The organism is Kribbella sp., from assembly GCF_035687465.1.
Classification (GTDB): Bacteria; Actinomycetota; Actinomycetes; order Propionibacteriales; family Kribbellaceae; genus Kribbella.
The window spans coordinates 1-21239 of the sequence record NZ_DASRXP010000043.1; the positions used below are offsets into that span (position 1 = coordinate 1).

Here is a 21239-nt window from a genome sequence, read left to right on the forward strand (position 1 = left end):
CCCGGACGCGCGGATCATCTTCGTCGACACCGAGACCTCCAACTGGACCTGGGACCCGGTCCGCCAGCAGTACTTCTGGCACCGGTTCTACTCCAACCAGCCCGACCTGAACTTCGAGAACCCCGCGGTCGGCGACGCGATGATCGAGGCGCTGAAGTTCTGGCTCGACCTCGGCGTCGACGGGTTCCGGCTGGACGCGGTGCCGTACCTGTTCGAGGAGGAGGGCACCAACTGCGAGAACCTGCCCAGGACGCACGAGTTCCTGAAGCGGGTCCGCAAGGAGGTCGACGCGAACTACACCGACCGCGTGCTGCTCTGCGAGGCGAACCAGTGGCCCGGCGACGTGGTCGAGTACTTCGGCGACCGCGCCGACGGCGGCGACGAGTGCCAGATGGCGTTCCACTTCCCGGTGATGCCGCGGATCTTCATGGGCGTACGGCGTGAGTCGCGGTTCCCGATCTCGGAGATCCTGGCCCAGACCCCGCAGATCCCCGACACCTGTCAGTGGGGCATCTTCCTGCGGAACCACGACGAGCTCACCCTCGAGATGGTCACCGACGAAGAGCGCGACTACATGTGGGGCGAGTACGCCCAGGACCCGCGGATGAAGGCGAACATCGGCATCCGCCGGAGGCTCGCGCCGCTGCTGGACAACGACGTGAACCGGATGGAACTGTTCACTGCCATGCTGCTGTCCCTGCCCGGCTCGCCGATCCTGTACTACGGCGACGAGATCGGCATGGGCGACAACATCTGGCTCGGTGACCGCGACGGCGTCCGTACTCCGATGCAGTGGTCCCCCGACCGGAACGCGTCCTTCTCGACCGCGACACCGGGCAAGCTCAGCCTGCCGGTGATCATGGACCCGGTCTACGGCTACCAGGCGGTGAACGTCGAGGCGGAGATGGAGAACGCCTCGTCGCTGCTGCACTGGACCCGGCGGATGATCCAGACCCGCAAGCAGCACCCGTGTTTCGGCATGGGTACTTTCACTGATCTAGGCGGTTCCAACCCGAGCGTGCTGTCCTACGTGCGCGAGTTCGGCGACGACGTCGTGCTGTGTGTGAACAACCTGTCACGGTTCCCGCAGCCGATCGAGCTGGACCTGCGGCAGTGGCAGGGCGTGGAGCCGGTCGAGCTGCTCGGTGGGGTGCACTTCCCGACCATCGGCGAGCTGCCCTACCTGCTCACGCTCGGTGCGCACGGCTTCTACTGGTTCCGCCTGCCGGTCAACAAATCGGCTGATCGTGAGGAGAGCATTTCGTGACTTCCCATCTGGACCAGGTCCAGTCCTTCTGCGCCAACCAGCGGTGGTACGGCGAGAAAGGACATGACGTCGACGTCGAAGCGATGGCCACCTCAACCTGGCTGTCGGACGAGGGCGTCTGGCCCGCGGTCCGGATCGGTTTCGTCTACTGCTCGGGACCGCCCGGCGCGGAGAACGCGATCCGGGTCTACCAGTTGCCGCTCAGCTACCACCCCGCCCCGGTCGACAACCTCGGGCACGCGCTGATCGGCGACTGGGACGAGCAGGACCTCGGCGACACCAGGGTCTGGGTGTACGACGCACTGCACGACAAGGAGGCGACGCCGTACTGGCTGGACGCGCTCACGCACGGGCGCCGGCTGGAGGGGCTCGAGTTCCATCCGGTGCACTCGCCGGACCGCACCATCGTGGTCCCCGAGGACGCCCAGTCGCTGGTCCTCACCGTCGAGCAGAGCAACACGTCGCTGGTCTTCGGCGACACCGCACTGCTGAAGGTGTTCCGCCGGCTCGAGCCCGGGAGCAATCCCGGGGTCGAGATCGAGTCGGCGCTCACCGAGGCGGGCTCGGAGCTGGTCCCCGAGGTGCTCGGCACCGCGCGTGGCTCCTGGCCGCGCGCCGGTGGCGGCACCGACTCGGGCGACCTGGCGATGATGACCGCGTTCCAGAAGAACTCCACCGACGGCTGGTCCTACGCGACCACCTCGGTGCGTGACCTGTACGCCGAGGCCGACCTGCACGCCGAGGAGGTCGGTGGAGACTTCGCAGGCGAGTCCTACCGCCTCGGCGCCGCCACCGCGCAGGTCCACGCCGAGCTGGCCAAGGCTCTCGGCACCGACGTCTGGGAGCCCGAGCAGATGGTCGAGCACGCTTCCGCGATGCGGCGGCGGCTGGCCAAGGCCGTGCAGGCGGTGCCTGAGCTCGGTGAGTTCGCCGACGGGCTCGGCCGCGCCTTCGACGCCCTGGCGGCCTACGACCAGGCCGTCACGGTGCAGCGGATCCACGGCGACTTCCACCTGGGTCAGGTACTGCGAACCATCGACGGCTGGAAGTTGATCGACTTCGAGGGTGAGCCGGCCAAGTCGCTGATCGAGCGGCGCGCGCTCGACACCGCGATCAAGGACATCGCCGGGATGCTCCGGTCCTTCGACTACGCGGCGCGGTCGCTGCTGGCCGATCACCAGGGCGACCAGCAGATCGCCTACCGGGCGGCTGAGTGGGCCGACCGCAACCGGCAGGCTTTCTGCGACGGTTACGCGGAGGTCGCGGGCTCGGATCCCCGCGACCAGGGGGTGCTGCTGAGCGCGTTCCTGGCCGACAAGGTGATCTACGAGACCCTGTACGAGGCCCGGAACCGGCCGAGCTGGCTGCCCATCCCACTGGCCGCGGCGGCACAACTGAGCGCTCTGTAATACCCAAATTTCTGCCAAGTAACCCCACATTCCGAAGAATTACTGACCGTGGGCGAGCCGTCGCTGTAATACTGCCGATATGCCCCCCGAGCCGAAGCTAGAGGTCCTAGTGCTCGGCCCTCTCGCGGTCCGGCATGCCGGCGTGGCGGTTTCGGTCGATCGGCCGCTCGAGCGGGCTCTCCTGGTGCGGCTCGCACTGGCCGGCGGGATGGCGGTGCCGGACTACCGGCTGGCCACGGATCTGTGGGGTGACGTCGACCTGGCCCGGCCGACCGAACGGCTCCGGGTGCTCGCGTCCCGCCTCCGGGCCGCCCTCGGCGCCCCCGATGCCCTCACTCGCAGCAACGGCGGCTACGCCCTGTCAGCCGAACTCACCGATCTCACCGTCGCGCGGTCAGCTGTCGAGCGGATGCACGCCGCGATCCGGATCAGCGACCATCACATCGTCAGCGAGGCCGGACGCGAAGCGCTCGCGCTGTGGCGCGGCCCGTCGCTCGCCGATCTGCGCACCATCCCGTACGCCGTGACCGAGGGCGAACAGCTGGACTCGTGGCGTCTCGACATCCAGGTGGAACGCCTCGATGCCGAGCTCGCCCTCGGAGCCGCAGGCGAAGCGGGCCGCGAGCTCGAGGCCCTGGCCGGGGAACATCCTCTGCACGAGCGACTGTGGTGCCTGCTGGCCCTCGCGCTGTACCGGACCGGCCGGCAGGCGGATGCGCTGAACCGGCTGGCCAGGTTGCGGACCAGGCTCGCGGAGGAGCTTGGAGTCGACCCGGCCCCGGACACCGCCGCGATGGAACTACGGCTGCTCCGGCAGGACCCGATGCTCTTGCTGGCCGCGGCCCAGCCGGTCGCACAGACCAGCGTCCCGGTGCCGCTGTCCCCGGTCCGGCTGCCATCGCCGATGACGAGCTTCGTCGGGCGGCGGGCCGAGCTGACGTCGCTGGTCACCCGGCTGACCGGACCCGGGCTGATCACGCTGATCGGTGGTCCGGGCAGTGGCAAGTCGCGACTGTCCTTCGAGGCGGCCCGAGCGGTCGCCGCGGCTGGACGGACCGTCCGGCTGGTGGAGCTCGCCCCGCTGCACCGCGAGAGCGCAGTACTGGAGGCTATCGCCGGGGATGATGCCGGGGGCAACAACCCGCTGGATGCCGCGGCCGCCTCGCTGGAGGGCTCGGTCCTGGTCCTCGACAACGCGGAGCACCTCGTCGAGGCCGTCGCGCGGATCGTCAACGGGCTGCTGCGGCGGACCACCTCACTGACGATCCTGATCACCTCCCAGCGTCCGCTGCAGCTGATGTCCGAGGAGACGCGGCCGATGGCGCCGCTCGACGCCATCGCTGCCGCACAACTGTTCACCGAGCGCTGCGCTGCCGATGCCCAGGGGGCCGGCCCGGAACAGGTCGCCGCGATCTGTTCGGCGGTCGACCGGTTGCCATTGGGGATCGAGCTCGCCGCCGGTCTCACCCGCACGCTGACCGTGCCGCAACTGACCGAGCGGCTCGCGGATCGGATGCGTCTCCTGGTCGCCGGTTCCCGGGAGGCCCAGGCGCGCCACGGGAGCCTGGTCGCCGCGCTGGACTGGAGTCACCAGTTGCTGGGCGACGCGGAGCGCGCAGTACTGCGTCGGGTGGGGATCTTCGCAGGCGGGTTCACCTTGGAGGCGGCCGAGCAGGTCGCGCTCGATCCGAGAGATGTGGCTCCGGCTCTGACCGAGCTGGCTGACCGGAGTCTGGTGACGGTGGAGGCCGTGAACGGGCGGCGGTTCCGGCTGCTGGAGACCGTTCGCGACTACGCGCTGACGAAACTGGCCGAGGCCGGCGAGGTCGAGGTGACTCGTGCCGCGGAGCTGGCCTGGGCGTCGCAGTACGTCCAGACGATCGGTGAGCAACACGACGGTTTCGCCACTGCCGAGTCGGTGGCGGCGGTCTTCGCCGAGTGGCCGAACCTGCTCGACGCGCTGGACGAGTCGGCCGGGACCGAGCAGGCTGTCGCGGGCCTGCGGCTGGCGCTCGCGCTGCATGTGCCTTGGCTGATCCGAGGCTGGTACGCCGAGGCCGCGCGGCACCTCGAAGCCTTGGCAGGCGCGGCCGGAGCGACGCCCGCCGAGCGGGTGAGCGCGCTCAGCAACCAGGGTTTCGTGCTGACGATGCTCGGTCGCTTCGAGGAGGCCGCCTCGCTGCTGTCCGAGGCCGAGGAGCTGGCGAAGCAGCAGGACGACCTCTCGCTCACGCTGACCGCGCTCTACTACCGCGGCATCGTCGAGATCGAACGCGGCCGGTTGCGCGAGGCCTACATCCCGCTGCTCGCGGGGGAAGAGATGGCCCGGACCAGCCCGAAGCACGAGCGGAGATTGTCCAGCTTCGCCGACGCCCTGGGCACGCTGTACCTCTACACCGGGAAGGCGGAGAAAGCGCGTGCGGTCTACGAGAGCTGTGTCGCTGCGGACAGGGTGTACGGCGACGAGCACGGGTTGTCGCGAGGGCTGAGCAACCTGGCCGGCGCCCTGGTGAGTGTCGGGCGGCTGGACGAGGCGCTGGAGGTGGCGGCCGAGTCCGATCACTACGCGCGCCGCCTGGACGACCGGCAGATCCTTCCCCTCAACGACGGCATCCGTGGCGCGGTCGCGCTCGCCAAGGGATCTGTCGCGGACGCGGAGAAGCACCTGCGCTCAGCAGTCGAGTACGCCGTCGCCGACAACGCCGGCGTCACCATGGCGCACATCGACCTAGCCGACGTCCTGATCCTCGAAGGCGAACTCGACGAAGCCGCCTCCCTGCTGGACGCCGTCTTCGCCGAGGCCCCCGAACACAGCACCCCCTGGCTGGCAGCCCGAGCGGTCGCCGCAGCCCTGGCCCTCGCCCAAGGCGACCTCCCCCACGCCAGAACCCGGGTCACCCAGACCACCACCGCCTACACCACCTCCGGCTTCGCCTGGCCCCGCTACACCACCCGCCTGGAGCTGCTGAGGGAGAAACTCGAGGACCTCGACCGGGCGTAACCGTGTAGGTATCGAGGTCGCGGGTACGGAGTGCAGTGGATAGGGCTTCGATCGGGCAGGATGGGGTGTATGGATTCGAGCGGGAACGACCAGGTGGACAAGCCGACCGCGGAGCAAGTGAACGAGCCGACGGTCGTCGATGCGTTCGAACCGGCGCAGGCCTCTACCTTCGAGCCGCTGCCGGACCCGGCGGCTGTTCCCAGAACCCTGCGGGACAAGGCGGTTCCGGTGGATCGTGGGGTGCTTGAGCGGCTGGTGGGCGGGACGTATCACGATCCGCACCAGGTGCTCGGGCCGCATCTTGGCGAGGGGGCCGTCACGCTCCGGGTGCTGCGACCGTTCGCGAGCACGGTGACCGCTGTGTTCGACGACCAGCGGGTGGAGCTCGAGCACGAGTTCGAGGGTGTCTGGGTCGGCGTACTGGATGTCGACAAGGTGCCGGACTACCGCCTCGAGGTCACCTACACCGACGGTCCCGGGGTCGAGGTCGACGACCCGTACCGCTACCTGCCGTCGCTCGGCGAGATGGACCTGCACCTGATCGGCGAGGGCCGGCACGAGCAACTCTGGTCCGTGCTCGGCGCCCACGTACGCCGGTACGACGGCCCGACCGGCACCGTCACGGGAACGTCGTTCGCCGTCTGGGCCCCGAACGCCCAGGGCATCAGGTTGACCGCTGACTTCAACTTCTGGGACGGCCGCGCACACCCGATGCGCACGATGGGATCGTCCGGCGTCTGGGAACTGTTCGTGCCGGGCATCGGCCCGGGCACGCGGTACAAGTTCGACATCTGCGGCCGCGACGGTGTCTGGCGGCAGAAGGCCGACCCGATGGCGAACCTGGCCGAGACTCCCCCGGCGAACGCCTCGGTCGTGCACGAGTCCTCGTACGAGTGGAAGGACGCGGACTGGCTCGACAAGCGCGCCGCCTCGCAGGCCTACGCCGAACCGATGAGCGTCTACGAGGTGCACCTCGGCTCGTGGCGCAAGGGCAGGTCGTACCGCGAACTCGCCGACGAACTCGTTGCCTACGTCAAGGACATGGGCTTCACCCACATCGAGATGATGCCGGTGATGGAGCACCCGTTCGGCGGCTCCTGGGGTTACCAGGTCACCTCGTACTTCGCACCGACCTCGCGCTTCGGCGATCCCGACGACTTCCGCGGCCTGGTCGACGCCCTGCACCAGGCAGGCATCGGCGTACTGGTCGACTGGGTGCCGGCGCACTTCCCGAAGGATGCCTGGGCGCTGGCCCGGTTCGACGGGACGCCGCTCTACGAGCACCCGGATCCGCGGCGTGGCGAGCAGCCCGACTGGGGCACGCTGGTGTTCGACTTCGGCCGCCCGCAGGTGCGCAACTTCCTGGTCGCGAACGCGCTCTACTGGGCCGAGGAGTTCCACATCGACGGCCTCCGGGTCGACGCCGTCGCCTCGATGCTCTACCTGGACTACTCCCGCGAGGAGGGCCAGTGGGTGCCGAACCAGTACGGCGGCCGCGAGAACCTGGAGGCGGTCTCGTTCCTGCAGGAGATGAACGCGACCCTCTACAAGCGCGTGCCCGGCGTCATCACGGTCGCCGAGGAGTCGACGTCCTGGCCGGGCGTCACCCGGGCTACGCATCTCGGCGGGCTCGGCTTCGGCTTCAAGTGGAACATGGGCTGGATGAACGACTCGCTCAGCTACATGGAGCACGAGCCGATCTACCGGCAGTACCACCACCACGAGATGACGTTCTCGATGATGTACGCGTACTCCGAGAACTTCGTCCTGCCGCTGTCCCACGATGAAGTTGTCCACGGCAAGGGATCGTTGCTGCGCAAGATGCCCGGTGATCGTTGGCAGCAACTCGCCAACCTCCGCGCCTACCTGGCGATGATGTGGGCGCACCCGGGCAAGCAACTGCTCTTCATGGGCTGCGAGTTCGGCCAGGAGTCGGAGTGGTCCGAGAAGGGCGAGCTCGACTGGTGGTTGCTGGACCACGCCGATCATCGGGGCCTGCAGCAACTGGTGAAGGATCTGAACGGCGCGTACCGCGACACCAAGGCGCTCTGGGCGAACGACCACGCCCCCGAGCGGTTCTCCTGGATCGACGCGAACGATGCCGGCAACAACGTCTTCTCGTTCGTCCGGTACGGCGGCGACGGCGAACCCACACTCGCCTGCGTCGCGAACTTCTCCGCCGTCCCGCACCACGGGTACCGCCTCGGCCTGCCCTATGCGGGGCACTGGCACGAGGCGGTCAACACCGATGCGGACGTGTACGGCGGATCCGGGGTCGGAAACTTCGGTGGTTTCGAGGCGAACGGTGAAGGCTGGCACGGCATGGCCAGCAGTGCCGAGATCTCGGTCCCGCCTCTCGGCACTGTCTGGCTACGCCATGACAGCTAGCAACTGACGGCTAGCGGTTCACCGTCAACGTGAACGGGTTGCTGTAGGCCGCGTCCACCGGCAGCCCGGCACCGTTGACGGACGCGGGCACCCACCACCGGAACTGGGTCTGACCGACCCGGTTGAAGGCGAACGGCCCGCTCAGACCGCGACCGGACGACAGGGTCTTGTACATCAGGCCCTGCCAGACGCCGCCGGCGTTCTTGAACTGCAGTGCGGCCTTCTGCGCGCGGGCCGGCTCGACCCACACGTACGCGTTCGGCTGCTGCCCGAGCTTGATCACCGGGGTGATGAACTTCGCCTGGACGAACTGGGTCGACGCCCGGACGACCTTCTGGGCGCTGATGCTCTGGTTGTTCGCGAACCCGCCGCCGGCCTCGGTCTTCAGCACCGCGCGGTACTCCCGGGTCCCGGGGTTCCTCACCACGAAGGTGTACTTGCCCTTGGCATCGGTCTTGCTGACGCCCACCACGTACCACGCGCCGCCGTTGTGCCGGGCGTGCAGCACCATCTCGTGACCGCCCAGGGCCGCGGTCTCGTTGATGTCCTCGCAGTCACCCACCGCCGGGTTCCTGAGGGTGTCCAGCTGGATGGACCCGGACATGGTGATGGTCGCCCCCAGCGTGGTCGACGCCGGTGTGGTGAAGGTCGTGCTCGAAGTCCGGGTCCGGACAATGGCGAGCTTGCTCTCACCCCACTCGCTGACGTTGTACAGATCCAGCGTGAACGGCCGGAACTGCTTCGGGACCGTGCCGTACGGATTGGTGGTGGCCGGCAGCGCCACCTTCTCGCACTCGTTCGTGGTGCCGGGCGTCTTGCCCAGGGTCAATCGCGGCACGAACCGCACCGGCGCGGCCACGTCCAGCGGGTCCTTCGGCGTTGTGTCGACCGCCGGGTCCGGCGCGAACTGCCAGTTCAGCACCCCAGTGCCGGTCATGATCGGCGCGAGGTGCGTCGGCCCCTGGATGTAGCGGTCGAAGGTCGCGGAGTACGCCGGGTCCGTGCTCGGGTCGGACACGATGATCCGGGCCGTGCCGGCCGGATCGTGCGTCGGCTCCAGCGCGGATGGCGGCACCAGGAGTTCGTTCGCGCCCGCCCCCGTGGTCGTCCCGAGCAGCTTGCTCGCCTTGCCCGGGATCGCCAGGTAGACCCAGTTCGGGATCCCCGCCGCGGTCTCGCTCCAGCTGACCTTGATCTTGCCGTCGGCCCAGGCGAGCTTGACATCGTCTACCGCCCCCTGCGGTGTCGCGTGGGCTACTGCCGGGACTCCCAGTCCCGCCAGCAGCGCCACCGCGGCAACAGATCTCTTCATCATGCCGTTCCCCCAGTGTTCGTTAAGCCAGGTCCCCGAGATCGAGGTACTCCTTGGATGGCCTGGGAACGGAAAAGGTTGATAACAAGTCAGCTTTTCACCGTGAGGGTAAAGGTTCCGCTGTAGACAGGGTCGACAGTCAGCCCGGTGCTCGTGATGCTGCCCGGCACCCACCAACGGAACTGCGTCTGGCCGAGGCGGTTGAAGGTGAAGGTCGCGATCCCGCGCCCGGCGTACAGGGTCTTGTAGGTGATGCCCTGCCAGACCCCGCTCGCGTTCTTGAACTGCAATGCCGCCTTCTGCGTGCCCGCCGGATCCACCCAGAGATAGGCCTGCGGCTGAGTCCCGAGGGTGATCACCGGCGTGATGAACTTCGCCGACATCACCCGGGTGGTCGACCTGACCAGTCGTACTGCGGAGGTGCTGCCGTATCCCGCGAGCGAGCCCTGGGCACGGCTCGGGATGACCGTGCGGTACTCGCGAGCGCCCGGGTTCCGCACGCTGAAGGTGTACTTGCCCTGGTCCTTCGTCACGGTGCTGCCGACGACGTACCAGGGACTGGTGCTGGTGTTGCGCGCCTGCAGGATCACCGTCCCTCCGCTGCCCGAGCCACTCGTCTCCAGGCAGGCGGGCGGCATGCCCTGCTGGAAGATGCTCCTGCCGGTGGTGATACCGGTCAGCGTGGTCGTCGTCCCGTACGCCGTTGCCGTCGGTGCGGCCAGCGTGATCGCCGAGGCCGTCACGTGACCCCAGCCGCCGAAAAGACCCCCGTTCGGGTTCCACTCGTTGACCGTGTAGAGCATCAGGTCGTACGGCTTGTTGCGGTTGGCAATCGTCCCGGAAGGCACGGTCGATGCGGGCAGCGTGACCTCACCACAATCGATCACGGTATGCGGCAGTTCGTCGAGCCGTAGCCGCGGTACGTAGCGGAGCGGCTGGTCGACGTCGAGCGGGTCACCCGGGGTCGTGTCCACGCCTGGTTCCGGTGGTACCGACCAGCGAATGCTGCCGTCCGCCGTGAACGACAGGTCGGGATCCGGCACGGCCCGGATATAGCGGTCGAAGCCGGCCGACCGGGCCACCTCACCGGTCGGCTCGTTCACGACGATCCGCGCGATATCGACGGGGCTGTTGCTGACCACCAGGCGGCGGGCCTCCACGACCAACTGGTTCGGCGCACTCTCCGCTATCACCCCGAGTTGCACGTCGTCCATACCGTCGCGTTCGAGCTTGATGGTGTTCGGCGCGGGCGTCGTCTCGGTCCAGGTGATCCGGACGGTCTGGTAGGTGGTGTCGGTCCAGGCAACCTGGACATCGGCAGCCAGGATCTTGTTCGGCCCCGGCGTGGGCGCTACGGCGCCGCTGACGAGGAGCAGCGCCGCAAGAGATTGCGTCAACATATCGATCTCTTTCGTGAGGTCAGCGGACAGTGAGGGTGAAGGGGCTGCTGTAGACCGCATCGACGGTCAGCCCGGTGCTCGTGGTGCTACCCGGCACCCACCAACGGAACTGCGTCGCGCCCTTGCGGTTGAAGGTGAAGGCCGCGATCCCGCGCCCGGCGTACAGGGTCTTGTAGGTGATGCCCTGCCAGACCCCGCTCGCGTTCTTGAACTGCAGTGCCGCCTTCTGCGTGCCGGCCGGATCCACCCAGAGATAGGCCTGCGGCTGAGTCCCGAGGGTGATCACCGGCGCGATGAACTTCGCCGAGACCACCTTGGTCGTCGCTCGGACGAGCTTGGCCGGCGACCACGCGCCGTACTGGATGGCATTGAACGACGAGGTGTCCGGGCGGACCACCCGGTACTCGCGAGCGCCCGCGTTCTTCAGCGTGACGGTGTACTGGCCGTCGACGTTCGTCGTGGTGGTCCCGATGACGTACCAGGCACTCGTGGCGGTGTTCCGGCCCTGCAGGACGAGCCGCTCAGACGGCATCAGGTAGCTGGTCTGCTTGCAGATGTTCGAGCTGTTCGTGGAGATGTACTGGTACCTGACCGTCCCGCTCAGCACCAGCGATCCGCCGTACTGCGTAGACGTCGGCCCCGCAACCGTCAGACCTGTGGTAGCGATCCCCGCGGGGTCATTGCCGACACCACGGGGATTCCATTCGTTGGAGCTCAGCAGCGTCAGGGAGCCGGGCTTGCCCTGGTCAGGAACCTCGCCGGAAAGCCCGGTGGTCGACGGCAGCGCCAACTCGCCGCAGTCGGCGACCGTATGTGGCTGCTTGTCCAGCAGGAGTTTCGGCGTGAAACGCGATGATCCTGGCAGGTCGAGCGCGTCGTTCGGGGTTGGATCCTCCACCTCGGGGACGGTCCAGCGAACCGCGCGCTCAGGCGTGATGGAGAGCGTGGGCATGGGCGACGGCCGGACGTAGCGATCGAAGGCCGCCGACCTCGCCTCGGTTCCGGTGCTGTCCGCGACCACGATCTCGGCGCGGTCCTCGCTGCTGCCGGTGTAGCCGAGGTAGCTGGAGTTGATCACCAACTCGTTGGGGGCGGTCGCCGCGACGCTGCCGAGCGCCAGCGGCTCCTCCCACCACCCCAGTTCCATCCTCAGCGTGTTCGCGATGCCAGGATCCTCGGTCCAGGTGATCCGGATCTTCGTATGGGTGGTATCGGTCCAGGCGACGGTGACTCCGTCCACGGAGCCTGCGGCGACAGCGGGTGCCGCCTGCCAGGCCAGTAGTACGACGAGTCCCGCGGCGAGCGTCCTTCTCAGCATCACAGTGCCCCCAGTCCTGCAAACTCGGATGTCTACAGAACTCGATGCCGCCATCCACCCGGAAGTTGCACCGGACTGGGCGAGCGACTGGAGTGGCGGGGTAGCGTTCCTGGCGTGACTGGAGTGCCGCCGCAACCGACGCTGACCGATGGCGACCTGACCCTGCGCCCGTGGCGGGACGAGGACATCGACGTGGCGCACGGGTTGGCCGACGACGAGATGGTCCGCTGGTTCGACTTCCCCGGTATCCCGCCGCGCTCCAGCCTGGCCGAGGCGGTCGAGCGCCGGCGGCAGGCGTACGCCGACGACCGTTCCGCGGTGAACTTCGTGATCGAACTCGCCGGCGAAACCGGTCCGGTCGGGACCGTGGAGGTGCGCCGGACCTCGCCAGGCGCCGGCAAGGTCTTCTGGGCGACGTACAAGCCGTACCGCGGCCGCCGGGTGGCGCAGCGCGCGGTCCGGCTACTGATGGTCTACGCCTTCGGTGAGCTCGGGCTGGAACGTCTCCAGGTCGAGGTCGATCCGGAGAACCGCGCCTCTGCCCGGGTGGCGATCCGCTCCGGCTTCCGCCGCGAGGGCCTGCTCCGGGGCGGCGCAGTACTGCAGGGTGAGCGCCGGGACCTCGCCGTCTACGGTCTGCGGCGGGACGATCCCCGGGCGGACTCCCTCCCGGGCTGGACAGCGCTGATGGACTCGGTCCTGCCGAAGAAGCGCGTGATCGCGCATGTGGTGGTCCGCGATACGAGCGGGCGCGTCCTGCTCTGCAAGGTCAGCTACAAGAAGGACCTCGAACTCCCCGGCGGCGTGGTCGAACCCGACGAGGACCCCGCGACCGGCGCGCTGCGCGAGATGCAGGAAGAGCTCGGCACCGCGCTACCGATCGCCGGCGTGGTCGCGATCGACTGGCTCCCCCGCTGGGAGGGCTGGGGCGACGCCATCGAGATCCTGTACGACGGCGGCGTCCACGACCCGTCCTTGATCGACCGCCTGCAGCCGGACGGACGCGAGATCCTCTCACTCGCCTGGTACGCCGCGGACGAACTCGGCGACCTGGTGTCACCCCTCAACCAGCGCCGACTCCCCCACGTCCTGGCCGCTCCAGACCGCCTCCACCAACTCCGCGACGGCCATCCGCTGTAGACCCATCGGTCAGGGTGGCTCGGCGGTGTTCGAGGAAGCGTTGCTCGGCGCCGTTCGCGGTCAGGTCGATAGCCTCGTCGTACGCCTTGACCGCCTCGTCCGGCCGATCCAGGCGGGCCAGTACGTCGGCCCGGGTCGCCGGCAGATAGGCGTACGCCTTCAGGGCCGGCTCGTTGCCCAAGGCATCAAGCTCGGCGAGTACTGCGGTGAGGTCGGCGCCCGGGACCAGGCTGTGGGCGGCCGCCCGGTTCAACTCCACGATCGGCGACGGCCAGCCGAGCAGCATCGCGTCGTACATCCGAACCACCTGGTGCCAGTCGGTCTGGTCCCAGCTCGGCGCCGTCACGTGCAGCCCCGCGATGGCAGCCTGCAAGGCGAAGCGACCATGGCCTTGCTGGAGCGCGGCCGTCGCGCGGGCGAGCCCTTCGCCCAGCAATCGCGCATCCCAGCGCGACCGGTCCTGGTCCGCCAGGAGAACCAGCTCGCCGTCCTCACTCAGTCGCGCGTCTCCCCGCGCCTGCGTCATCAACAGCAGGCCGAGGAGTGCTTGCGGCTCGGGCTCGGCCGGCATCAGCCGAACCAGCAGTTGGGCCAGCTCGATCGCCCGTCCGGTCAGCTCCGCCCGCATCAGCTCAGGTCCGGCCGCGACATGGCCGGCCGTGTAAACGAGCTGAACCACAGTCAGTACGACGTCCAGCCGATCGGCCAACTCGTGATCGTCGGGGATCCGGTAGGGAATCCCCGCGGCGGCGATCTTCTTCTTCGCCCGCGTGATCCGGGCAGCCGCGGTCGACTCGCTGATCAGCAGGCCGGCCGCGACCTCGCGAGTCGTCAGACCGCAGATCAACCGCAAGGTCAGCGCCACCTGTGCGTCGCGCGCCAAGGCCGGGTGGCAGCACGTGAACACCAGCCGGAGCGGATCGGTCGGCTGCTCGCTGTCGCCCGGCGCACCCGGATCCTCGATCAGCAACGGCAACTTCCGCCGCAGCGTGGTCTCCCGCCGGAACCGGTCCAGCGCCAGCCGCCGGGCCACAGTCGTCAGCCAGCCGGCCGGATTCGACGGAATCCCGTCGGGCCACGTCCGCAGGGCCTGCACGAACGCTTCCTGGGTGCAGTCCTCCGCCAGGTCCAGATCCCGCGTCAACCGGACGGTCGAGGCGAGCACAGTCGACCAGTACTCCCGATGGGCTCCCTCGACCACCGCCGCCACTTCCCGAGCAGTGGGCACCCGCACTCACCTCCCATCGTGTGACCGGGGCTGGGTGGGGATGACGCGGACGTCATCCCCACCCTGCGCGCTAGGAGGTAGGCATCACCGGGCGGACCTCGATGTTGGGAGACGGGCAGAGCTTGGCCAGGGCGAGTGCCTGGTCGAGATCCTTGCAGTCGATGACGTAGAAGCCACCGAGCGCCTCCTTCGTCTCGATGAACGGCCCGTCCGTGACCAGCGGCTCCCCACTGCCCTGCCTGACCGTGCTCGCGGTCGACGACCGCTCCAGCGCCTCCCCACCGAGCATGCTCGCGCCCGCCGCCGCGACCGCCGCGGCGAAATCGTTGTGCAACTTCATCTGCGCCTGAAACTCCTCGGCGGTCGATACCTGGTCGTACCAGTCCTCGGTGTCGAAGAGCAGGAACACGTATTGCGCCATCGCTGGCTCCCTCGTCTCGGGGTTCTACTGACATCCTGCTGACGAATGGCCGCCGGCGGAATCGACAACGCATCACAGAAACTTCCTGGCTATTGTTGACGAAGTACTCAACAAGCCCGCCGGGAGGCACTCGTGGAGCACCTGGACGTCCTGATCGTCGGCGCCGGCCTGTCCGGTATCGGAGCCGCCTACCGGATCCAGACCCAGAGCCCGCACCGCACGTACGCCGTACTCGAGGCGCGGGACGACCTCGGCGGCACCTGGGACCTGTTCCGCTATCCCGGCATCAGGTCGGACTCGGACATGTTCACGCTCGGGTTCCCTTTCCACCCCTGGACGGCGGCGAAGGCGATCGCCGACGGGCCGGACATCCTCGAGTACCTGCACGAGACCGCCTCCACTTATGGCATCGACAAACACATCCGCTTCGGGCGACGCGTAGTACGGGCGTCGTGGTCATCGACCGAGGCGCTGTGGACTGTCGAGACCGAGGAAGAGTCGTACACGTGCAAGTTCCTCTACACCTGCAGCGGCTACTACAACTACGACAGCGGGTACGTCGTGGACTTCCCCGGGCTGGACGACTTCGCCGGTCAGGTGGTCCATCCGCAGCATTGGCCGACGGATCTCGACTACTCCGGCAAGAGGGTGGTCGTGATCGGCAGCGGCGCGACCGCGGTCACGCTGGTCCCGGCGATGGCACCGGACGCGGCGCACGTGACTCTGCTGCAACGCTCCCCCAGCTACATCGCGTCCCGCCCGGCCCGGAGCGCCTTCTCCGACCGGCTCCGGGCCGTGCTGCCGGAACAGCTGGCACATCACCTGATCCGTGCCAAGAATGTTGCCTTCAGCACTCTGGTCTACAACGCCTTCCGCCGCTGGCCGAAGCGGGCCGCCCGCCTGCTGACCACGATGGTCGCCAAGCAGTTGCCGGAATCGGTGCCGATGGATCCGCATTTCCTGCCGCGGTACGACCCGTGGGACCAACGGCTCTGCCTGGTACCGGATGGCGACCTCTTCGTGGCCCTGCGGGACGGGTCGGCGTCGATCGTGACGGACGAGGTCGAGACGTTCACACCGACCGGCCTCCGGCTGAAGTCCGGCCAGGAGTTGGAGGCCGACCTGGTGGTCACGGCGACCGGTCTGCGAGTGGTTGCGCTAGGCAACATCGAGCTGACGGTGGACGGCCAGCGGGTGGACCCGGGAGAGAGGTTCGTCTACAAGGGCATGATGCTGAGCGGCATCCCGAACCTGGCCTGGTGCGTCGGTTACACCAACAACTCGTGGACGCTCCGCTCCGACCTCACCTCGAAGTACGTCTGCCGCCTGCTGAACCACCTGGAACGCACCGGCCTGGACATCTGTGTAGCCGAGATCGACCCAGCGGAGTACGACGCGCCGCGGCGCCCGGTGATCGACCTGTCCTCCGGCTACATCCGGCGCGGCGCCGCCATCCTCCCGCGCCAGGGACCGAACGGACCGTGGCGCCTCCGCCAGAACTACCCGCGAGACCTGCTGTCCCTGCGCTACGGCCGCCTGACCGACGGCGCCCTCCAGTTCAAACCCGCCTACGCCACCAAATCCGCCGCCTAACCCCACGACACCAGCGCACCCATCCGGGCCCCACACACCCGAAGCTGACTGTGGTCGCGCCTCGCGCATAGGGACTGCGGTCGCGCCTCGCGCATAGGGACTGCGGTCGCGCCTCGCGCATAGGGACTGTGGTCGCGCCTCGCGCATAGGGACTGTGGTCGCGCCTCGCGCATAGGGACTGTGGTCGCGCCTCGCGCATAGGGGACTGTGGTCGCGCGGTCTCCGCTGCGTGATGGTGCTAGCCGAGCCGGTGTGTATCAAGGGCGCTTCGCGGCCCTTCGGGCTCGAACAAGTTCGACCCTGGACACACACCACCTCGGCCACGGAAGGACGCAGCTACGCGGATCCGCGCTGACGTATGAGCTGCATCCGGAGATTCCGTTCGCCCGGGTCGTTCGGCGCAGAGGTGTGACCTGCGCCCGGGGTTCCGTCGGCCGGGTGATCCTGGGTAGAGGTGCGGGCTGGTTCTGGTGGTTCCGTCGGGCCGGGGCGGCGAGCGGCGTGGATTGAGGGGGATAACCCCTGCTGTCGGGGTTAGCCCACTGTTAGAGCAGTGGGCTAACCCCCGGACGGTGGGATAAGCCCACCCAGAGTGGGGTGAGCCGACTCAATGTGGGCGCCAGCGGGCGAACAACCCGCTATCGGGCGAACCAGGCGCTACCGGCCAGCCCCGGAACAGCCCGCTACCCAGATCCTGGGACCGATGGCGGCCTATGGGGCGCAATCGGTCGAACAACCCGCTACCGGACGGCGCGATTCACCGGCCGTTCCACCACGTGGTGCGCCGAGACCACCGGGTGGCACGCGGATCCCTTACCAGGATGGGGATCGCGTTGAGTGTGGGAACCTTGCCGTTGGCAATCGATTGCAGACAACCCGGTCCCAACACTCGCCAACCCAGTCCTCACAGTCGACGACTCCAGCCCCTCATGCCCGACGGAATCCCCTGAATTGTGGCCGTACTTCCCAGCGGCTCCGGGCGTAGCTGCGTCCTTCCCTGGTCGCGGTGAGGTGTGTCAAGGGTCGAACTTGTTCGATCGCCGAAGGCGACGCCAAAGGCGCCCTTGACACACCTCACCGCGACCAGCACCATCACGCAGCCCGGCGACGCGAACCACATCCACCCAGTAACCCCCGCGAACCACCCACACCTACCCGCGAACCACCCGAACGTCAGCCCAGCTATCCACAGCCCGTCAAAAGCAGGCGAACGATCCCAAGGTTGTCCACAGGATCACCCGCACCCGGCGTACCGGGCGTACCGGCGGATCAGCTGTCCGGGTACATCTCCATGGAACGCCCGCGAGGGGATGGCCGCGGGTCCTGGTCAGCGAAGCACGGTCGGGCCGACGTAGCGGGCGGCTGGGCGGATCAGCTTGCCGTCGGTCGCCTGCTCGAGGATGTTGGCCGTCCAACCGATGATGCGGGACGCGGCGAAGGTCGGGGTGAACATCGAGCGGGGCAGCCCGCACAGCTCCATCACCACGCCGGCGTAGAACTCGACGTTGGCATAGAGGTGGCGGCCGGGTTTGAGCTCGGCGAGGATCTCGACGATCCGCCGTTCGACCGTGGTGGCGAAGTCGACCAGCTCACCGCCGAGGCCGACCGCGATCTCGCGCAGCATCACCGAACGCGGGTCCTCGGTGCGGTAGACCGCGTGCCCGAAGCCCATGATCCGGTCCCCGTCCGACACCTTCTGCCGGACCCACCCCTCGATGCGATCCGGCGTACCGATCTCGTCCAGGCTCGCCAGCGCGCGGTCCGGCGCACCGCCGTGCAGCGGGCCGGAGAACGCGCCGATCGCCCCCGCGACCGCCGACACCACATCGGCGCCGGTCGACGCGATCACGCGCGCGGTGAACGTCGACGCGTTGAAGCCGTGGTCGATCGTCGCGATCAGGTAGTGCTCGATGGCCCGCGCTTGTGCAGCCTCGGGCTCATGTCCGGTCACCAGGTACAGCCAGTTCGCGGCGGCATCGAGGTCGGCTCGCGGCTCTAGCGGTTCCTCACCTTCGCGGAGGCGATGCAGTGCCGCGAGGATCGTCGGTGTCACCGCACAGACGAGCATGGCGTCCGCCTTGCGTCGCGCGAGGTCGGCGTCCCACAACGGCGGCAACGCGCGAGCGGCGGTGAGCATCGACAGCGCAGTACGGAGGCCGGCCAGGGGGTTGAACGACGGGCCCGCGGCCGCGACAGCGGGCAGGATCTCCCGTACTTCGGGCGGCAGGACCCGCAGTGGCGCCAGTTCCGCGATGAAGGCGGCCCGCTCCTCGTCCGAGGGCAGCCGACCTTCGAACAACAGGAACCAGACGTCCTCGACGGTCTTCGACCTGGCCAGCTCGACCGCGGAGTACTGGCGGTAGTGATAGAAACCCTCGTTGCCCCGGACGTCGCCGAGCTCGGTCTCGGTGACCACGACATTGCGCAGCCCGGGCGGTACCTCGATGGGGTGATCCACTGTGATCGACATGACCCCAGACTTGATCCGGCAATCAAGTATTGTCAATGTTGATCAAGTCAACGTACAGGCTCGCGGGAGCGTGGCATGACGCAGTCGAGTGACGAGAATTACCTGACCACGGCCGAGGTCGCCCGGCGGCTGCAGGTGAAGCCGGAGACGATCTACGCCTACGTCAGCAGAGGGCACCTGACCAGCGTCCGCGCGCGGGGCCGGCGCGGAAGCCTGTTCGCGGCGTCCGAGGTGGAGCGGCTGGCGAGCCGGAGCGTCGAGCACCCCGGCGCGATCGAGCGGATCGAGTCCGGGCTGACCCTGCTCAAGGACGACGAGCTTTACTACCGGGGCCACCTCGTCCGCGACCTGGCCACCACCCGGACCGTCGAGTCCGTGGCGCACCTGCTGTGGACGGGCGAGCTCACCGACCAGGGCCCGTTCGCCGCTCCCCCGGACTCCGTGCAGTTGGCTCGCGCGGCGATCGCGGTCGCGCCTCTCACCGCACGGATGACGGATCAGTTGCGCATCGCCGTCGCGGTGCTGGGTGCTGGTGATCCGCTGCGATTCGGGCTCGCGCCTGAGTCCGTGGTGTCGGCGGCGGCCCGGCTGATCGGCGTACTGGTCGACGCCCTGCCCGGTGAGACCGCGGAGGGCACGCTCGGCGAACGGCTCTGGCCCAAGATGTCCACCCGACCAGCGAGGCCGGAGTTGCTCGACGCCGTCCTGATCCTGCTCGCCGACCACGGTCTCGCCGTCTCCACCATCGCCGCCCGCGTCGCCGCGAACGCCCGCGCCAACCTGTACTCCGTGGTGTCGGCGGGCCTTGGCGCACTCGACGGTCAGTACCACGGCGCGGCGACCACAATCGCCTATCGCTTCCTCGAGCAGACCCTTCGTGATCCCGTCGAAGCCCTGTCCGATCAGCTCAGATCCGGCGAACCAGTTCCCGGCTTCGGCCACAAGATCTACCAGCACCGCGACCCACGAGCCGAAGTGCTGTTCGAACTGCTGGCGGACGAACCGGTGCTGGAGACCGTGCAGACGATCACGACCCAGGTCGGGACCTTCCCGAACAGCGATCTTGCCGTGGCGGCGATGATGCATGCCTACGACTTCCGCCCGGACGCGGGCGAAGCGCTGTTCGCCATCGCCCGCATCATCGGCTGGACCGCCCACGCCCTCGAGGAGTACGCCCAGCCCGGCCTCCGTTTCCGGGCCCTCGGCAACTACACCGGCCCCGACTCCCGCCCTGACCGTTCCTGACCCGACCGCTCCTGACCCGCGCTCGGCACCTGCGAGGCGATCTGGCGGGCGATGTGGTGCGCATCCCTCCGGACGCCTCCGATCAACGACGAAGACGCCGCCGACAGGAAGAACAGGCCGATGAAGTACAGCCCGGGCTCCGAGCGGACGACACCGCGCGTGTGTTTCGGAGTGCCGTCGTGATCGAAGACGGGGAGATCGATCCAGTGGAAGTCCGGCACGAATCCGGTGCACCAGATCACTGTGGCCACGTCGAGGACTCCGCCGTCCGCGGTCATCGGCAGACCATCGCGTACGCCGGTGACGCGTGGCACTCGCTCGACCGCCGCCCGACTGAGATCCTTCCGTCGGACCCGCGCGAGCGGGAGCCCCTGCTGGGACAACTGATGCCTGACCTTCCGGCCGATCGGGGTTCCCACGGTGAGCACGTGCGAGAGCAGGAACCAGAACGGGGGCGTGAGAAGCCGGTCCGCGGGGCCTCCGACGCGGAACGGCTCTTGACCCGTATCCCTGCCGGACAGCCAGACCTGGTGATCCGCTGACGCTTCGAGGGCGATCTCGGCACCCGAGTTGCCCGCGCCGACAACCAGGACACCGCCTTCCCGGAACTGCGACGGGTTGCGGTACTGGCTCGAATGGAACTGCGCGATGTTCTGATCCAACTCGGAGGCGAACTCCGGGATCCGCGGGGCCTGGTAGCCGCCCGTTGCCACCACCACATTGTCTGCGTGGTAGCGGCCGGGCCCGGACGTGACCAAGTACCCGTCGGTCTCCCGGTGAAGCCCGTCGACGCGAATCCCGGTGCGGACCGGGAGCCGGAATCGGGCCGCGTACGACTCGAGGTAGTCGGCCACCTCGTCCTTCGTGGGGTACGACCATCCGGACGCCGGGAAGGACCACCCTGGCAGCCCGTCGTAGCGAGCGGGCGTGAAGACCCGCAGAGAGTCCCATCGCCTGCGCCACGGGTCGCCGATACGCTCGCCGGCGTCGAGGATGACAACGGACCGCTGTCGCGTCGCCAGGTGGTATCCCACGGCCAGGCCTGCC

Annotated in this window: 14 protein-coding genes; 7 read left to right on the forward strand and 7 right to left on the reverse strand. The window is 68.3% G+C overall.

Annotated features, from left to right (window positions below):
- From treS to glgB, 4 genes are all read left to right on the forward strand, one after another.
- On the forward strand, positions 1-1267 hold a 1267-nt coding region (gene treS, locus VFG33_RS02120), incomplete at its 5' end, for a maltose alpha-D-glucosyltransferase (RefSeq protein WP_325021766.1).
- Entirely contained in the window at positions 1264-2676 is a 1413-nt protein-coding gene (locus tag VFG33_RS02125) for a maltokinase N-terminal cap-like domain-containing protein (RefSeq protein WP_325021768.1), read from the forward strand. The genes treS and VFG33_RS02125, both read left to right, overlap by 4 nt.
- Positions 2677-2755: 79 nt before the next feature.
- On the forward strand, positions 2756-5677 hold the full coding sequence (locus VFG33_RS02130; RefSeq protein ID WP_325021770.1) for an ATP-binding protein: 2922 nt from the start codon (positions 2756-2758) through the stop codon (positions 5675-5677).
- Positions 5678-5737: 60 nt separating this feature from the next.
- Positions 5738-8065, forward strand: a complete 2328-nt coding sequence (gene glgB, locus VFG33_RS02135) for a 1,4-alpha-glucan branching protein GlgB (protein ID WP_414672915.1) — start codon at positions 5738-5740, stop codon at positions 8063-8065.
- Positions 8066-8075: 10 nt separating this feature from the next.
- On the opposite strand, the gene VFG33_RS02140 is transcribed toward glgB, so the two are convergent.
- From VFG33_RS02140 to VFG33_RS02150, 3 genes are all read right to left on the reverse strand, one after another.
- Positions 8076-9380 carry a hypothetical protein gene (locus tag VFG33_RS02140; RefSeq protein WP_325021774.1) on the reverse strand — a complete coding sequence of 435 codons (1305 nt, stop codon included), beginning with the start codon at positions 9378-9380 and terminating at the stop codon, positions 8076-8078.
- An 86-nt stretch (positions 9381-9466) separates the two neighbouring features.
- On the reverse strand, positions 9467-10777 hold the full coding sequence (locus tag VFG33_RS02145; protein ID WP_325021775.1) for a hypothetical protein: 1311 nt from the start codon (positions 10775-10777) through the stop codon (positions 9467-9469).
- 19 nt (positions 10778-10796) lie between these two features.
- Positions 10797-12095 (reverse strand): hypothetical protein, encoded by a 1299-nt coding sequence (locus VFG33_RS02150; RefSeq protein ID WP_325021777.1) that lies wholly within the window; start codon positions 12093-12095, stop codon positions 10797-10799.
- 114 nt (positions 12096-12209) lie between these two features.
- Here VFG33_RS02150 and VFG33_RS02155 point away from each other — a divergent pair, with 114 nt between their 5' ends.
- A complete protein-coding gene (locus VFG33_RS02155) occupies positions 12210-13235 on the forward strand; it encodes an NUDIX hydrolase (RefSeq protein WP_325021779.1) in 1026 nt (341 codons plus the stop codon).
- Here VFG33_RS02155 and VFG33_RS02160 read toward each other — a convergent pair.
- Positions 13159-14463, reverse strand: a complete 1305-nt coding sequence (locus VFG33_RS02160) for an RNA polymerase sigma factor (RefSeq protein ID WP_325021781.1) — start codon at positions 14461-14463, stop codon at positions 13159-13161. The genes VFG33_RS02155 and VFG33_RS02160 overlap by 77 nt on opposite strands.
- Before the next feature lie 70 nt (positions 14464-14533).
- Positions 14534-14884 (reverse strand): YciI family protein, encoded by a 351-nt coding sequence (locus VFG33_RS02165; protein WP_325021783.1) that lies wholly within the window; start codon positions 14882-14884, stop codon positions 14534-14536.
- A 132-nt stretch (positions 14885-15016) separates the two neighbouring features.
- Between VFG33_RS02165 and VFG33_RS02170 the strand changes: the two genes are divergently transcribed.
- Positions 15017-16477, forward strand: a complete 1461-nt coding sequence (locus VFG33_RS02170) for a flavin-containing monooxygenase (RefSeq protein WP_325021785.1) — start codon at positions 15017-15019, stop codon at positions 16475-16477.
- A gap of 1327 nt (positions 16478-17804) precedes the next feature.
- Here VFG33_RS02170 and VFG33_RS02175 read toward each other — a convergent pair.
- Positions 17805-18947, reverse strand: a complete 1143-nt coding sequence (locus VFG33_RS02175; RefSeq protein WP_325021787.1) for a citrate/2-methylcitrate synthase — start codon at positions 18945-18947, stop codon at positions 17805-17807.
- 75 nt (positions 18948-19022) lie between these two features.
- Here VFG33_RS02175 and VFG33_RS02180 point away from each other — a divergent pair, with 75 nt between their 5' ends.
- Positions 19023-20192: a citrate synthase gene (locus VFG33_RS02180; RefSeq protein WP_325021789.1), complete on the forward strand. Its 1170-nt coding sequence runs from the start codon at positions 19023-19025 to the stop codon at positions 20190-20192.
- Here VFG33_RS02180 and VFG33_RS02185 read toward each other — a convergent pair.
- The coding region (locus VFG33_RS02185) for a flavin-containing monooxygenase (protein WP_325021791.1) at positions 20156-21239 on the reverse strand (1084 nt) is incomplete at its 5' end. The two genes, VFG33_RS02180 and VFG33_RS02185, sit on opposite strands and share 37 nt — an antisense overlap.

Bases quoted from the DNA above. Each gene is read 5' to 3' on its own strand.
- VFG33_RS02130 (WP_325021770.1), top strand. From the start codon at position 2,756: ATGCCCCCCGAGCCGAAGCTAGAGGTCCTAGTGCTCGGCCCTCTCGCG.
- glgB (WP_414672915.1), top strand. From the start codon at position 5,738: ATGGGGTGTATGGATTCGAGCGGGAACGACCAGGTGGACAAGCCGACC.
- VFG33_RS02140 (WP_325021774.1), bottom strand. From the start codon at position 9,380: ATGATGAAGAGATCTGTTGCCGCGGTGGCGCTGCTGGCGGGACTGGGA.
- VFG33_RS02145 (WP_325021775.1), bottom strand. From the start codon at position 10,777: ATGTTGACGCAATCTCTTGCGGCGCTGCTCCTCGTCAGCGGCGCCGTA.
- VFG33_RS02150 (WP_325021777.1), bottom strand. From the start codon at position 12,095: ATGCTGAGAAGGACGCTCGCCGCGGGACTCGTCGTACTACTGGCCTGG.
- VFG33_RS02165 (WP_325021783.1), bottom strand. From the start codon at position 14,884: ATGGCGCAATACGTGTTCCTGCTCTTCGACACCGAGGACTGGTACGAC.
- VFG33_RS02175 (WP_325021787.1), bottom strand. From the start codon at position 18,947: ATGTCGATCACAGTGGATCACCCCATCGAGGTACCGCCCGGGCTGCGC.
- VFG33_RS02180 (WP_325021789.1), top strand. From the start codon at position 19,023: ATGACGCAGTCGAGTGACGAGAATTACCTGACCACGGCCGAGGTCGCC.